Here is a 15,143-nt window from a genome sequence, read left to right as displayed (position 1 = left end):
GCGGCGTCGTTGTTGCGGGCGCCCGATGAACCCCCGAACACCGACTCTCCTTCTGGCCGCCGCCCTCCTCGCCGCGGCCTGCTCACCCCCCTCCAGGCAACCCGCGCCGGACGAGCGGAATGCCGGAGCCGAGGAGACCGCGACGCCGCCGCCGTCTCCCCCCCAAGCGCCGTCCACGACGCCGCCGTCCGCGAAGCTCCGCGCGGCCCTGCGCGCCGGCGGCGCCCTCGTGCGCGCGCCCCAGGGCGACGCGCTCTACCTGGCCGACGAGGACCACCGCGTCGTCCGCCGCATCCCGCTGCCCGTGGACGTGAGCACACCGCCCGTCGCGATCGCCATGCCGGGGCGCCCTGCGCAGGTCCTCGCGCTCGACGACCGCGTGCTCGTCACGATCCGAGACCCCGGGCTGCTGCTCGTCATGCGCCCGGATCCGACCGCTGGCCTCGCGGAGGTCGCGCGCGTGCCGCTGCCGGCCGACGCCTGGGGGCTGGCCATCACGCCGGACGAGCGCACCGCCATCGTCACCAGCGCCTGGACCGCCAAGGTCTCCGCCGTGGATCTCGCGACCGCCTCGACATCATGGTCGATCGACGTCGCGCGCGAGCCCCGCGGCGTCGTGGTCCGCGAGGACGGCGCGGCCGCGTACGTCACGCACCTCACGTCCGCGGCCCTCACCCGGATCGAGCTGCGCTCTCCGCCCAAGGCGCGCTCGATCGCGCTCCCCCCGTCGCCGTACCGCGCCCCGCCGGACGAGCCGCGCGCCGCCTCCCTCGGATACGCGGCCGCGCTCTCCCCGGACGGCCGCCGCCTGTTCGTCGCGCGCCACGCGCTCGGCGCGATCGGCGAGCTCTCGTGGTTCGGCGCCGCCACGGTCGACGCCCTGCAGACGGGCAACGACGAGCCCCTCGCGCCCCGCCGCCGCGAGGGCGCCCCGAGCCGGATCGCGCGGGACTTCGAGCTCGACATCGCCGGCGACCCGGAGCTCGAAGCGCCGAAGACCGAGCTCGCCCCGTTCGTCCAGCCGCGCGCCCTCGTGGTCCGCGAGAGCACCCGCACGCTGCTCGTCGCCAGCGAAGGCACCGACGCCCTGGTGGAGCTCGACGCGCTCTCGATCGATCCGGCGCTCCGGCCCCTCGGCACCTACCGGCTCGGCAACTCGCCGGCGACCGTCGCCGCGGCGCCGGGGTCCGTGGACGCCCTCGCACGCGACGTCGGCGCCGCGACCCTGTGCGGCGCGCCGAGCGGCGTCGCCCTCTCCGGCGACGAGTCCGTGGCGTGGGTGTACTGCCGCTCGACCGACACGCTCGCCATCGTCCGCCTCGACGAGCACAAGGCGGGCGCGCGCTACGAGCCGGGGCCCGTGCCGTTCATCCGGCTGGCCGAGCCCCCGCTCGTCGAGCAGGCCGCCGTCGGCCGGAGGCTCTTCTACAACGCGACCGACTGGCTCACGAGCGGCGGGCTCGGGTGCGCCGGGTGCCACCCCGACGGGCGCGACGACGGCCACGTGTGGCACGAGGTCAGCGGCGGCGACTTCGCCAATTTCTTCGGATCCGCCGACAACCGGCCGATGGAAGGGCTCGCCGGAGGCGTGGCGCGACAGACACCCATGCTCGCGGGGCGCGTCTCGGCCGTGGGCCCTTATGGCTGGAACGCCCAGAGCGAGAGCCTGGCCGCGCGCATCCTGGAGGGCTTCGGCCTGCATCGATGGGGGACGGGCGGCGCCAAGGACGGCGCGCTCGGGCTGCGCGCGACCTACCTCGCCAGCTTCCTGCGCGAGGGCCTCGCGCCCCCGCCGCGGGAGGATCGGCCGCTCACGCCGCAGGAGAAGCACGGATTCGCGCTCTTCACGAGCGAGGCGGCCCAGTGCTCCCGCTGCCATGTGCCCGAGACCGAGTACACCGACCGGATGGGCTACCCGATGCCGCGCTTCGTCGCCCAGCCGGGGTTTTACAGGGAGAAGAAGGACCAGGTGTTCAAGACGCCATCGCTGCGCTTCGTCGCCGGGACGGCGCCCTATTACCACGACGGCTCCGCGAGGACGCTCGAAGAGCTCGTCGAGAACAACGAGGATCGCATGGGCCGCACAAGCCACATGTCGAAGAAGGACAAGGCGGCGCTCGTCGCCTTCTTGAGGACGTTATGAAGAAGCTCCTTTGGATCGGGACAGTCCTGCTCGGCGCGCTCGCGCCGGCGCAAGCCGCAGAGCCGCAGAGCGCTCACACCGCGGCGCCGTCCGGCGCCGTGGCCGCCGCGCCGGACGGCGCCGCGGCCGGACCTCGGGCAGAGACGGGGGCAGCCCTCCCGGACGGGGGAGAGGGAGCGCCGGACGGGGGGGACGGCGCGGCGGCGCCCGAGCCGCGCGCGCTGGAAGAGGCGCCGCCCGCGCCCGAGCGGACGCCGCGGCCCGCGATGGCGGAGTGGGACGACGCCGAGCCGGTGCGGCTCGCGAGGGACAAGAGCGGCGCCGCGTGCAAGGCGCGGATGCGGCGCGAGTGGCTGCGCATCGACTGCACGGCGCCCTCGCTGGCCGCCGTGAGGACGCTCGGAGCGAGCGCCGGCGAGGCGTGGTTCCGGCTGGACCAGAAGAACGGCGAGGAGCTCGCGAGCGGCGTCTCCGTGGTCTTCCCCGTCCGGCGCGGCGACCGGAGGGTGATCGAGATCCTCACGGGCGTGTGGGCGTACCGCGGCCAGCTCGGGATCTCGACCAACTTCATGATCTCCGAGCAATGGCTCGACGGCGACGCCGGGCCGCTCGTCAGCGTGCTGTGAGCCCGACGCGGGCCGCGGAGAGCGATCGCGCTCGGACCGGCTTGCCCGGACGCGCGCGGCGTGCCTTGATCGGGCGCGTGACGACGGGGATCTTCGAGGCGCGTGGGTTGCGTTTCCGGCTCGATCGCCAGGGGGCCGAGGTGAGCGGGGGGCCGGCGCGCCCGGTCCAGGCCAGGATCGAGCCCGACGAGGCAGGCCTCGGCGGCGACGAGCCGCTGGCCGAGCTGCTCGGCCGCCGCCTGTCGGCGCTGCTCGGCGCGCCGGTGAGCGACGAGGAGGGGATCTTCGACCTGGCGGTCGAGCGCGATGGCGCCGTGGTCGCGGCCGTGCAGCTCTCGTGCGGCGAGGACGACGAGGACGTGCTCGAGCTGCTCGGCGAGCGGGCGCCCTCGCTGCCGGTGCGCGCGCTGGTGGAGGCCCTGGTCGAAGCGCTGCGCGGCCCGGGGTGATCGCGCAGCGCCGCTGAGGCCGGATCGCCCCGCCGCAGGCCCCGGGGGCGGTCGAGGCGGCCCCCTTCGCGAGCGCCGCGGCGCCGCTACGACGCCCCTGCGCCGTGCGCCGCCTCCCGCTCGGTCACCCGGCGGACGGTCTGCGCCGTGGTCTTGTCGTCCTCGCGCTGCGCGATGTCCGACAGGCTGATGATGCCGACCAGCCGTCCGTCAGCGTCCGTGCACAGGACGCGCGACTTGTGGTGCTGCCCCATCAGCTGCTCGGCGCGGTGCACCTCGTCGTCAGGCCGGCACGCGACCACCGCGCGGGTCATGACGTCGCCCGCCTTCGTGCTCAGCGGGCGGCTGTCGGCCAGCACCCGGATGGCGAGATCGCGGTCCGTGAGCGTGCCGAGCACCTTCCCCTCGTCGTCGCACACAGGAAGGAAGCCGACGTTCGCATCGCGCATCTTGCGCGCGGCCGTCTGGATCGTGTCCGAGGTCATGACGCACTGGATCTCCCTCTTCATGATCTCCTTGCACAGCATGGTTTCCTCCTTCGGCTCCGTTTGCAGCGCTCGGTTGCGTCACCGCGCACACCCGGACCTTAGGGGACCGGCGCCGGCAGGGGATGGAGCAGCGGGATGAATGCGGCGTCAGGCACCGCTTGACGGGGCGGCCGGCTCGGGCGAGCGCCCTGGACCGCGCGGCGGCAGCGCCGCGCGCCGCGCCGAGAGGCATACTGGGACGCGAGGCACCATGTCGGAGCGGATCACGAGGGCGGTCATCCGCCGAGCGCAGCCCATGGACGCAGCGACCATCGCGCGCGTCGAGGTCGACTCCTGGAGGGCGGCTTACCTCGGCCTCGTTCCGGCGGCCGACCTCAACGCCCTCTCCGTGCGGGCGCGCGAGGCGAGCTGGCAGCGGATCCTGTTCCACGGCGCCGCGACCGGCACGCGGGCCTGGGTGCTCTGCGCCGACGACGCCGCGCTCGGCTTCGCGAGCGCCGGACCGACGCGCGACGACGACGACGATCCCCGCGCGGTGGGCGAGCTCTACACGATTTACCTCCTGCCCGCCGCGTGGGGCCGCGGCCTCGGCGCCGCGCTGCTCGACACCGCGCAGGCCGACCTCGCGCGGCGCCGCCACCGGACCATGACGATCTGGGTCCTCGAGGGGAACACCCGCGCGCGCCGCTTCTACGAGCTCTCCGGCTTCACCCGCGACGGGGCGCGACGGGGCGCGCGCGTCGGCGCGGGCAGCCTGCCGGAGGTCCGCTACCGGCGCGCGCTGTAACGCCCGCTGCCAGCGCGCGCCGCGGCAGCCGACGGGGTTCGGCTCGCCTCACGCGTCGCTGTCGGGCACGCAGATCCCGCCGCCGCAATCGGCGGTGCAGATCCACACGCCGCGCGCCGTGTCGCATCCACACGCCGAGGGCGTGCAGCCCTCTTCGACGCAGGTCTGCCCCGCGGGGCAGCCGTGGGTCTTGCAGCCGGCGGGGCTCGGGTCGCGACACTCGGTCTCGTCGGGCTCGTCGGGCACGCACGTCCCGCCGCCGCAATCGTCGGTGCAGACCCACGATCCGGTCGCTGGGTCGCATCCGCACCTCGACGGCGTGCAGCCCTCTTCGACGCAGGTCTGCCCCGCGGGGCAGCCCTGGGTCTTGCAGCCGACGGGGTTCGGGCCGCCGCACGCGGGCTCGTCGGGCACGCACGTCCCGCCGCCGCAGTCGTCGGTGCAGATCCACGATCCTGTCGCTGGGTCGCATTCGCAGCTCGACGGCGTGCAGCCCTCGTCCACGCAGCTCTGCCCCGCGGGGCAGCCCTGCGTCCTGCAGCCGGCGGGGTTCGGGCCGCGACACGCGGGCTCGTCGGCCACGCACGTCCCGCCGCCGCAGTCGTCGGTGCAGTACCATGATCCGGTCGCTGGGTCGCATCCGCAGCTCGACGGCGTGCAGCCCTCGTCGACGCAGCTCTGCCCAGCGGGACAGCCCTGCGTCCTGCAGCCGGCGGGGTTCGGGCCGCGGCACTCGGCGCCAGCGCCGCCCGAAGAGCTCGAGCCGTTGCCAGCGCCGCTCGAAGAGCTCGAGCCGGTGCCTGCGCCGGAGTTGCTGGTGCTGTCGCTGCCGCCGTCGCCTCCTACGCCGCTGCCGAGAGAAGATATCCCGCACGCGGCGACGAGCAGCGAGAGCACCGAGGAGCAACAGAGTGTGGATACGGTGTTCAAGAGCCTCATCACAAAGCCTCCTGCCGGTTCAATCTCCGGGTTCGCTCCGCCGGATCACGGTTTCTTCGCGCGCGCCGATGCCGGCGGCCGACTCGACGCGGTCGGCGTGCGGGCTGCCGGGGTGCGCTTCGAGGAAGCGCCGCGCCGCCGCTCGCGCGCCCGCGCGATCTCCCTGGCTCGCCAGCGCCTCGACGCGGATCGCCGCGGCCTCATCGGCGAGCTGCGCGTCGTCGAACTCGCGCGCGTGGCGATCCAGCAGCGCGAGGGCGGCCGCCGGATCGCCGCGCCGCAGCGCGCGCCGCGCGGTGTCGAGCAACGCCAGCTCGGAGGCCAGCGTCGACGTGTTCCGTTCGGGCGCGCGCGGGCTGCTCGCGGCCGGCGCGGCTTTCGCCAGCGCGGCTCGACCCGGGGCGGCTCGACCCGGGGCGGCTGGCCCGGACAGGGGCGGGCCCTCGTCGGCGCGCTCCTCCGCGACGTGCCGTGGCTCCGCCTCTGCCGCGCCGGAGGCCGGCGGCGGAGCGAGCTCTGCCGGCGCCTTGGCGGGCGGGTGTACCGGTGCCGCCGGCGCGGTGGGCGCCTCCTGCGAGCGCCGCGCCGGCGACGTGACGTCGGTCCAGTGCACGACCCCGAGCGTGAGGACGCCCGCGAGCGCGCCGATCCCGAGCGCGCTCGCGATCCCGCCTCCGCTGGCCGCGCCCGCCACCTTCAGCGCGGCCCCCGCGGCCGCCCCGCCCGCGGCCGCCCCGCCCGCGGCCGCCCCGCCCGCGGCCGCCCCGCCCGCGGCCGCCCCGCCCGCGGCCGCCCCGCCCGCGGCCGCCCCGCTCGCGGCCGCCCCGCCCGCGGCCGCCCCGCCCGCGGCCGCCCCGCTCGCCCCCGCCTCGGCCGCGCTGCCCGCGAGCGTCGCGGCCGTCGCGACGCCGAGCGCGGCGAGCGTACGCCTCGTCAGGCCGCTCGGCGGGCTCTCGTCGAGCGCCGCGCGGAGGAGCGCCGTCTGCAGATCACCCTCCTTCTTGTCCAGGAGGCGCTCGGGATCGGTCATGGCGATTCTCCTCGGTGATGGGCCCGCGCCTCCAGCCGCTTCACGGCGGCCTGAAAGTGCTCGCGCGCGCGGCGGAGCCGGGACGCGACCGTGCCCGACGGGAGCTCGAGCAGCGCCGCGATGGCCGCCGTCGGCATCTGCTCCAGCTCGAACAGCACGAAGACGGCGCGCAGATCGAGCGGCATCGTGTCGAGGATCGCGTCGAGCGCCGCACGGGCGCGCGCGCGATCCATCATCTCCTCGGGCCCCGGCGCCGGATCGGCGCGCTCGCGGGGCTCGTCCTCCAGGACCTCCCGGCGCCGCTGCTGCGTCCTCCGCGCGCGCGACGCGATCCGCAGCGCCGTGCTGAACAGGAACGCAGGCTCCCGGCCCGCTTCGATGTCCCCGAGCCTCCGGGCCGCCACCAGGAAGACCTGCTGCACCGCGTCCTCCGCGTCCGCGCGCGGCACGCCGAGCCGCACCAGCGAGCGCCAGACGAAGGCCGAGTGCTGCGTCACGAGCGCAGCGAGGCGCCCGGCCGCCGCCCGGCTCTCGGGTGGGACGGCGGCGGGGAGCTCCGCCAGGGTCAGCGCTTCACCACGGCTCACGCCTCGTGCAATCTCCGGATCCAGGCGACCGGATCATCAAAACGACAGGCCGGCGCCGGCGTGCAGCGTCCACGTGACCGCGGGCACCTCGTGGACGAGCTGCGCGGGGCTCTCGAACACGAACGAGCGCCGCACCAGCGGGAGCTGCGGGCCGCCTTGCAGGTCGGCGCGCACGCGCGCCCCGAGCGAGGCGGTCGCCCGCGCGAGGAGCCCGAGGCTGGCCCAGGGCACCGTGGCCTGCTTCGCCTCGGCGATCGCCTCGCCGACCCGCCCGGCGCCGCGGAGGAAGCCGCCCTCGGCGCCCACGCAGGGCGCGAGCGCGAGCCAGCGCGCCGGGCGGAAGAGGTCCGCGCAGGCGTCGAGCCGTCCGATCCCGCGGGTGAAGCTGGCGCCGCCCGGCCCGACGTCGACGGCGCCCGTGGCGGCCAGCTCGATCGCGCCGCGAAGCGAGAGGCCGACGCCCACGTCGGCGCGCAGCTCGAGGAAGGGCCCCCCGCCGAGGAGGGCGAAAGGGGTGACGCCGGACGCCGCGCTCGCGTGCAGGCCGAGCGTCCACCGGCGCTCCTCGGGCAGCGGCTGCCGCGGGGAGCCCGAGGACACGCGGGCGGCAGGTGACGGCGGGCGGGCCGACGCGGGCGCGGCGCGCGCGACCTGCGCCGGTGAGGCCGGGGGGGCGGCGGGCGGCGGCGCGGCGGCGCGGGGCGGGCTCGATGATCCCGGCGCTTCGCCGACGGCGGCCTCCGCCGCGCCGGCCGCGCGCGCCGCGCCGGCGGGGTCCGCCGCCCCGCCGACGGTCGCCGCCCCGCCGACGGTCGCCGCGCCGCCGGGCGCCGGAACCTCGGTCGAGCGCGGCTCAGCGGCCGGCGGCTTCGGATCGAGCGACGCGGTGGGGTCGACCCGGAGGGCGGTGATGAGCGCCAGGGCCGCGACGACCTCCGCGCACGTGACGCCGCCGACCTCGCGGACGCGCGCCCCCTCCCCCGCGCCGAGGGTGATCCGGCCGCGGGTAGCGCCCGCGCTCCCGGTGATGCGCACGCGCACCTCGAGCGCCGCTTCGTCCGGCGCGGCGGCGCGCGCGCGGCTCGTGCGCGCGGTCAGCTCGCGCAGGAACACCTCGGGGCTGGGACAGCCCTCGTGCGCCTCGTAGGTGATGCGCAGGGGCTGGTCCTCCGCCCGCGCGTCCGACCCGGCCAGGGCACCGGCGAGCACGGCGACGGCCACGAGACGGCGCGGGTGGAGCACGGCGCTCCCGGAACATCGCACGGCGGCGCAGCGTACACGAGCCGCCGTGCGTGGCTGCGCCGATCACACGCCGCCACGAACGCCGCGCCGCCGCGCGAGGACGACAGCTCCCCAAAGCGGCGACGAGGCGGACGAGGGTCGTGGCGGGCGCCCCGTCGATCGGGCCGAGACGGATACCCGCGCTTCGCCAAGGTGCCGCGGAACAGCGCGCGGGACACACCTTGCCACATCGCGCCGCTTTTTCTACCGTGGTGTGGGACTGCCCTACCAGCTCCACCAAAGCTTGATTTTTCCCACCGGCGCGAGGGAGTCGGGCATGGCGCACAACTTTCACGACATCAACGGCTGGCTCATCGTCGGCATCGAGGGTCACAGCGGCTTTCACATCTTCCCGCCCGCGCCGATGTGGTTCTGGAAGCTGACGCTGCTCCACCCGTTCACGCTGGGGGACAGGCAGCACCCGACGGTGCTGTTCAACGGCGTCCCGTCGGTCACGCACCAGCATGAGCCGATGTTCCTGTGGCCTCACCTCGGGATCATCCCCGATCCGCTCGACGCCCTGACGCCGCTCCACATCCTCTTCGGCTCTCACAAGTGCTGGCTGCCGCGGGGAGCCGTCGAGATCTGCGGCGAGAAGGCGACGTGTTGCGTGATCGGCGGCCCGGTGTCGCTCAACGCCGATTGCTGGGAGTACGGCAAGTGGCCCACGTCGCTCGTCCTGAACCCGGGGACGGTGCAGACGACGCCGACGTTCAGCGATTTCGCGCAAGGGGCGCTGACGCTGGCGATCGATCTGGTCCTGGATCTCGCCTTCGAGGTCGTGGCGAGGGCCGGCGGCGCGCTCCTCGCGAAGTTCGCGGGCGACCTGGTGAGGCCCCTGTTCCGGAAGGGCGATGATGTCGTCGGCGACGGGCTCCGCGCGGCGACCAAGAACGCCGACGAGGCGGGCCAGGAGGCGGCCGAGAAGGGCGCCAAGGACCTCGCCGACCAGGGCGCCTCCGCGCCGCCGCGGAGCAAGTGCACCGAGGCCGGCCATCCGGTGGACGTGACCTCGGGGCGCGTCGTCGACTCCAGGGTGGATCTCTCGCTCCCCGGCGCCATCGAGCTCTCCTGGGAGCGCCATTACTCCTCGGCGCGGGCCCTCGAGCGGACGTCGCTCGGCCGCGGCGGGTGGGTCCACAGCTTCGAGCAGCGCGTCGAGCGCGGCGAGCAGCGGATCACGCTCCGCGACCAGGAGGGGCGCGACGTCTATTTCAGGGCGGTGAAGCCGGGCGAGCGCGCCTTCCACCGGGGAGACCGCCTCACCCTGACCGCGCTCCCGGACGGCGCCTTCACCGTTTACGATCACGAAAGCCGCCTGACCCGGCGCTTCGCGCCGGCCGAGCCCCAGGGGCCGGCGCTCCTGCGATCGATCGAGGACGCGTATGGCAACGCCATCGCGCTGGAGTACAGCGGGGCGAGGCTCCGCCGGGTGATCGACACCGCGGGCCGGGAGGTGCGGGTCAAGCTGACCCACGGCGGCCGCATCGCGCGCCTCGAGGTGTGGGCGGGCGACAGCCTCGAGCAATGGGTCGATTACGGCTATACCGCCATGGGCGAGCTCGCGAGCGCGACCGACGCGCTCGGGTACGCGGACCGCTACGCGTACGACGAGGACCACCGGATGGTGAAGACCACGCTGAAGAACGGCGTGAGCTTCCATTATGAGTACGATCCCGAGACCGGCTGGTGCTGGAGGACCTGGGGCGACGGCGGGATCCATGCGGTCGAGATCGTGCCCGATCTCGAGCGTCGCATCACGCGGCTGAGCGGCAACGACGAGCCGCGGATCCTCCACTGGAACGAGGACGGCCTGGTCGTGCGCGAGGAGACGCCGGACGGGATCCTGATCCGGACGTGCGCGTACGACGCGGACCTCTACCTCCTCGCCGAGGCGAACGGGGCGGGCGAGACGATCCGGTACGAGTACGACGCGCGCGGGAACAAGATCCGGGAGATCGACCGCGCCGGGAACGTGATCACGTGGGATCACGAGGACGACCTGCCGGTCGCTCGCGTCGAGTCGGAGGGACGGGTGGTGGAGCGTTACGGGTACGACGAGCGCGGCCGCCTGCGCGAGATCGTCTATCCCTCCGGGCTGAGGTACGTCTTGACGTGCGACGAGCGCGGCCGGGTCCGCGCGATCCACGGCGAGCAGGGCCTCCTGGCATCCTTCGCGTTCGACGCGCGACACAACGTCGTCCAGCAGGTCGACGCGCGCGGCGCCAGGACGGAGTACGCCTATGACGCCATGGGGCGCCCCGTCGCGCGGACCGACGCGCTCGGCCGGCGCAGCTCGGTCGAGTACGACCGGCTCGGGCGCCTGCTCGCCCTCCGCCGCCCGGACGGCACCGTCGAGCGCTGGGAGTACGGCCCGCTCGAGCGGCCGATCCGGTCCACCGACGCCATGGGGTATCGCCACGAGATGGAGTACGGCGGCACCGGCGTGCTCACGAAGGTGACCGAGCCGGGCGGGGGCACGTGGAGCTTCGCGTACACGGCGCGAGAGCGGCTGCGGCGGGTCAGGAACCCGCGCGGCGAGAGCTACGAGTTCACCTACGACACGGCGGGGCGGATCGCGACGGAGACGTCCTTCGATGGGCGCGAGCTCGCCTACGCGTACTCGCGCGCCGGGCGGCTCGCCCGGATCGACTATCCGGACAGCACCTTCCGCGCGTTCTCGCACGACCCGCTCGGCAACATCGTGCGCGACGACTCGCCGGACGTGACCGCGGTCTTCCACCGCGATCCGAAGGGCAGGCTGCTCGGCGCGGTGAGCGAGCAGGGGGGCCAGCGGGTCGTCACCGTCTTCGAGCGGGACGCGCTGGGGCGGATCATCGCCGAGACGCAGGGCGCCCGCCGCATCCGGTACGGGTACAACCCGCGCGGCAGGCGGACCGAGCGGATCATGCCGGACGGCGCGACCACGCGGTACGAGTACGACGCGGCGTACAGCCTGACGGGCGTGCAGCACGACGGGTATCGGCTCGACATCCGCCTCGACCGCCTCGGGCGCGAGGTCGCGCGGCACGCCCCGGGACAGGTGACGATCCAGAGCGAGCGCGACGCGCTGGACAGGCTGATCGAGAGGACGGTCAGCGTCGGCCCCCCGGGCGGCGCGCTGTCCTCGGTGCTGGCCCAGCGATCCTGGCGCTACGACGAGAACGGGGTTGTGAAGCGGCTGGACGACCGCCGGTGGGGCGCGACCGCGTTCGCGCACGACGCGATGGGCCAGCTCGTCGCCGCGCAGCGGGGCGCCCGGCGCGAGGTCTTCGATTACGACGTCGCTGGCTCCCTGAGGAGGATGCTGGAGCGCTTCGAGCCGGCGCCTCAGGCGGAGCCGGCGGAGCAGGAGCCCTGGCAGATCGCCCCGGGCAACCGCCTGGTCCACACGGAGCGCGCGACGTACAGCCATGACCGGCGGGGCCGCCGCGTCCTCAAGCGCTCGGCGCGCAGCGGAGCGGACGGGCAGCCCGACGACACGACGGCGTACGTGTGGGACTGCCGCGATCAGCTGCGGGAGGTGAGGCTCCCGTCGGGCGCCAGGGTCGCGTTCACCTACGACGCCTTCGGGCGCCGGATCCGCAAGGAGGTGTTCGACGACGGCACGGACCTGCGCGAGGTCGTCGAGTTCGTCTGGGATGGCGACATGCTCGCGGCCGACATCCACGGCCAGCGCGGGACACGGACCTTCGTCCACGCCCCCGGGACGTTTCTTCCGCTCCTCCAGGCCGAGCAGGGGGAGGTGTTCTGTTACGTCACCGACCACGTGGGCACGCCGAGGGAGCTCATCGACGCCGCCGGCCGGGTGGCGTGGTCCGGCGCCTACTCGGCCTGGGGCGAGCTACGGGAGACGTTCGTGGACGGCGAGCGCGCGGCGCAAGGCCGGACCGTGGAGCCGCCGTTCCGCCTGCTCGGGCAGTACGAGGACGAGGAGTCCGGCCTGCGCTACACGCGGTACCGCTACTTCGATCCGGAGGTGGCGCGGTGGTGCAGCCCGGATCCGCTGGGGATCTACGGCGGCAACGACCTGTACGGGTTCGGCGGAGCGCCCACGTGGTCCGTCGATCCGTTCGGGCTCAGCCACGATATCGACGTGAGGATCACGCTCGCGGACGGCACCGAGATCCCGGAGTTCCGCGTCGGCAACGTCCCCGGGAACCGGCTCCTGGACAGCGAGGTCATGCTCGTCCAGCAGCTCACCGGGCGCACGGATCTCGCGGGCTCCACGATCCGGATCTTCGGCGAGTGGCACTCCTGCGCGAACTGCGTCAACGCGATGGACAACTTCAGGCAGCTGCCCGAGAACCAGGGTATGGCCATCCAGTACACCGGCCTCGGGGCGGGCAGGGGCGGCCAGGGCATGCCGGTAACGCTCTACCTGGGCCCGGATCCGGTGCCTCCCAACATGCTGGGGAGGGACGATTACAACGCCGAGCGCGACCGCAGGCAGCGGGCGGCGAGGCGACGAGGCGGATGTGGTTGAGCTCGAGGGTCTCGACGCCGTCGACTGGGGAGCCCTCGAGACGCCCTGCGGGCCCGGCGACGTCATCCCGGAGATCCTGCACGATCTGGCCTCTCCGGACGCCGACGTGCGCGAAGACGCCTGGCTCGATCTCCTCGAGCGCCTGGTGCACCAGGGGACTTTGTGGCCGGCCTCGCTCGCGGTCGTCCCGTTCGTGATCCAGCTGCTGGAGGCCCCCGAGGTCCCGGACCGACACCGGTTGCTGCTGCTCGTGCGGGAGCTCCTCTCGCCGGAGGGCGACCTCGGGACGCCCGCGCGCGAGCGCTCTCCGCTCGCCGACGCGGTCGGCGAGGCCGCGCGCGCCGGGGCCCCGCTCTACGTGCGGCACGCGCTCCACGGCGATCCGCAGCTCCGGGCCAGCGCGGCCTGCGTGCTCGCCGCCCTCCCCGGGCCGACCCTCGAGCACCGCGAGGCCGTCGAGCGCGCCGTCGAGGCGGCAGGGGAAGGCGCCCACGGGGCGAGCGCCGTCGTGGCCCTGGGGCTGATCGGCCGGCGGCTCGGGACCACGATCGGCGCGCCGCGCTTCGAGGCTCTCCTGCGCTCCCGGGATCCGCTGGTGCGCGGGAGCGCCGGCATCGCGCTCGCGCACGTGGCGCCGCGGGACATGCCGCGCGCGGCGCTCGAGGCGATCGGCGACGCCGCGGCGCTCGGCCCGCTCGCCCGGTGGGATTTCCCGTGGGGCGACGGGCACGTCGGCGCGTACGCGGCGCGGGTGCTGGGCCGGCTCGGCGAGGCGCGGCCGGCGGAGGCGCTCGGCGTCCTGCGCGCCGCCGTGGAGCGCCGGCTCGCCGCAGGGCAGCGGCTCTTGCCGCGCGTCCGCGGCGAGCGCGTCGAGCCGCCCGCGCCGCACCGCGAGTCGCTGGCCGCCCTGCTCACCGCGCTGTTCGACGTGGCGTTCCGGCAGTACGAGGGGCGCGAGCACGACGAGGTGCTGCCCGAGGAGCTCTCGGCGCCGCAGCGCGCGACCCTCGAGCTCCTGGTCGCCGAGGGCGCGCTCCAGGCGCTCGCGCGGGAAGCGTCCTCGATGCTGGCCCGGCGGGGGCTATGGCTGCCGCAGGAGGGCGCGCGGTTCCTCGGGCTGTCGCCGCCGGGGCCGCTCGACGCGCGGCTGACGATGCCGGTCGACGGCTCGCCCCGCGACTGGCCGACCTGGAAGTGGCTCCGGGCGCTCCGCCGCGGGCAGGTGGACGAGGCGGCGCTGCTGGAGGCGCTCCACGGCCAGCGCTCTCCGGAGCAGATCTTCCGGCTCTGCCTCGACATCGTCTCGGGCGCCTATGCTCCCCTCGCCTTCCCCACCTTGCTCGCGGACCGTGGCCCTGGGCTGTTGCTGCGGCTCGTCGAGCCGGTGCGCCGCGCGCTGACGGCGTGCCTGCGCGAGCGCGCCGAGCACCTGCTGGAGATCGGGCGGTCCTCCAGCCCGAACGCGCAGGAGTGCCTCCTCGTGATGCTCCCGATGCTGCGCACGCTGCGCGAGCGCGGCGAGGAGGTCGACCCCCGGTACGATCCGCTGATCGCGAGGGCGCTCTCGCCCGCGGTCCTCGATCTCGGCCGGGAGATGCTCGGCCTGCTCCCCCGGGATCGCAGGGAGCCTCTCGAGCGCGCGCTCGCGCGGATCCAGGGCGCCTAGGCGAAGCGCACGACGATGCTGCTGTAGCCGCCCCGCGGGTCGTGCTCCGAGGTGACCTTGCCCCAGGAATACTCGTACGGCGGCGCGCCGAGCATCGACTCCAGCCACGCGTCGTGGTTCGCCTTGCGCTCGGCCTCCTCCTTCTCGGACCAGTCGTTCCAGAAGGCCTTCGACTCCGCGCCCACCTCGAAGAGCTCGACCGACGCGAGCTTGCCGCTGAAGAAGTGCAGCGTGATCCGGAAGGTGCGGAAGCCGATGCGCTGGCGCGCCGTCCGGTAACCGCTCCGCGGATGCGCCTGGCTCAGGGCGTTGGCCGTCCGCGCGAGCGGCGACGACAAAAACTGCGCTTCCGAATACGAGGGGCCGATGCGGAGCCCGGACGCGAGCTCGATCTCGCCTGTCTGCCGATGGATCATCCAATCCTCCGACCGCTCGCGGCAGCATACACCACGGCTCCCGGCCCCGTGTGGCCCGCCGTGCCACCCCGGCGACCGGACTCGGCCGTTCCTCGAGCGCGAGCGACTCCGCCTCTCCTCGGGTAGGTGCTCGCCGGAGACTCGCCCCCTGCCGGATCCCTCGCCGCTCCGCGGGAGATCGCGAGATCCGCCGCGCATTTCGCGCAATGCGACGGTCGCCGCACCTGTCCCCCGGTGTCGACACG

At 74.7% G+C, this 15,143-nt stretch carries 12 protein-coding genes; 6 read left to right on the top strand and 6 right to left on the bottom strand.

The features are described from left to right. Window positions 1-25 precede the first annotated feature (25 nt). From WMF26_RS13690 to WMF26_RS13680, 3 genes are all read left to right on the top strand, one after another. Complete coding sequence (locus tag WMF26_RS13690; protein ID WP_438000696.1) at window positions 26-2,143, top strand: hypothetical protein; 2,118 nt, start codon at window positions 26-28, stop codon at window positions 2,141-2,143. Next, on the top strand, window positions 2,140-2,769 hold the full coding sequence (locus WMF26_RS13685; RefSeq protein ID WP_438000695.1) for a hypothetical protein: 630 nt from the start codon (window positions 2,140-2,142) through the stop codon (window positions 2,767-2,769). Before WMF26_RS13690 ends, WMF26_RS13685 begins: the two co-directional genes overlap by 4 nt. Window positions 2,770-2,846: 77 nt before the next feature. Continuing rightward, window positions 2,847-3,218: a hypothetical protein gene (locus tag WMF26_RS13680; protein ID WP_061626487.1), complete on the top strand. Its 372-nt coding sequence runs from the start codon at window positions 2,847-2,849 to the stop codon at window positions 3,216-3,218. An 86-nt stretch (window positions 3,219-3,304) separates the two neighbouring features. On the opposite strand, the gene WMF26_RS13675 is transcribed toward WMF26_RS13680, so the two are convergent. Next, a complete protein-coding gene (locus tag WMF26_RS13675) occupies window positions 3,305-3,745 on the bottom strand; it encodes a CBS domain-containing protein (RefSeq protein ID WP_437946612.1) in 441 nt (146 codons plus the stop codon). Between the two features lie 256 nt (window positions 3,746-4,001). Here WMF26_RS13675 and WMF26_RS13670 point away from each other — a divergent pair, with 256 nt between their 5' ends. Next, entirely contained in the window at window positions 4,002-4,493 is a 492-nt protein-coding gene (locus tag WMF26_RS13670; protein ID WP_438000694.1) for an N-acetyltransferase family protein, read from the top strand. Window positions 4,494-4,541: 48 nt separating this feature from the next. Here WMF26_RS13670 and WMF26_RS13665 read toward each other — a convergent pair whose 3' ends face one another. The 4 genes from WMF26_RS13665 to WMF26_RS13650 are packed head-to-tail and all read right to left on the bottom strand — an operon-like array spanning window position 4,542 to window position 8,312. Continuing rightward, window positions 4,542-5,432: a hypothetical protein gene (locus tag WMF26_RS13665; RefSeq protein ID WP_438000693.1), complete on the bottom strand. Its 891-nt coding sequence runs from the start codon at window positions 5,430-5,432 to the stop codon at window positions 4,542-4,544. Between the two features lie 19 nt (window positions 5,433-5,451). Next, complete coding sequence (locus WMF26_RS13660; RefSeq protein WP_438000692.1) at window positions 5,452-6,462, bottom strand: hypothetical protein; 1,011 nt, start codon at window positions 6,460-6,462, stop codon at window positions 5,452-5,454. Next, the gene (locus tag WMF26_RS13655; RefSeq protein ID WP_438000691.1) at window positions 6,459-7,049 is read right to left on the bottom strand and encodes an RNA polymerase sigma factor; all 591 of its coding nucleotides are present in this window, start codon (window positions 7,047-7,049) and stop codon (window positions 6,459-6,461) included. The genes WMF26_RS13660 and WMF26_RS13655 overlap by 4 nt, the downstream gene beginning before the upstream one ends. Before the next feature lie 36 nt (window positions 7,050-7,085). After that, window positions 7,086-8,312, bottom strand: coding sequence for a hypothetical protein (locus WMF26_RS13650; RefSeq protein WP_438000690.1), 1,227 nt, complete (start codon window positions 8,310-8,312; stop codon window positions 7,086-7,088). A gap of 295 nt (window positions 8,313-8,607) precedes the next feature. Between WMF26_RS13650 and WMF26_RS13645 the strand changes: the two genes are divergently transcribed. Then, on the top strand, window positions 8,608-12,816 hold the full coding sequence (locus WMF26_RS13645; RefSeq protein WP_438000689.1) for a DUF6531 domain-containing protein: 4,209 nt from the start codon (window positions 8,608-8,610) through the stop codon (window positions 12,814-12,816). Further along, the gene (locus WMF26_RS13640; protein WP_438000688.1) at window positions 12,809-14,482 is read left to right on the top strand and encodes a hypothetical protein; all 1,674 of its coding nucleotides are present in this window, start codon (window positions 12,809-12,811) and stop codon (window positions 14,480-14,482) included. Before WMF26_RS13645 ends, WMF26_RS13640 begins: the two co-directional genes overlap by 8 nt. On the opposite strand, the gene WMF26_RS13635 is transcribed toward WMF26_RS13640, so the two are convergent. Beyond that, window positions 14,479-14,898: a hypothetical protein gene (locus tag WMF26_RS13635; RefSeq protein ID WP_438000687.1), complete on the bottom strand. Its 420-nt coding sequence runs from the start codon at window positions 14,896-14,898 to the stop codon at window positions 14,479-14,481. The genes WMF26_RS13640 and WMF26_RS13635 overlap by 4 nt on opposite strands. Between the last annotated feature and the right edge of the window lie 245 nt (window positions 14,899-15,143).

Source organism: Sorangium sp. So ce185, assembly GCF_051526825.1.
Classification (GTDB): Bacteria; Myxococcota_A; Polyangia; order Polyangiales; family Polyangiaceae; genus Sorangium; species Sorangium cellulosum_D.
The sequence above is the reverse complement of the archived record's forward strand: the minus strand, read 5'-3'. Positions and strand labels throughout refer to the sequence as shown.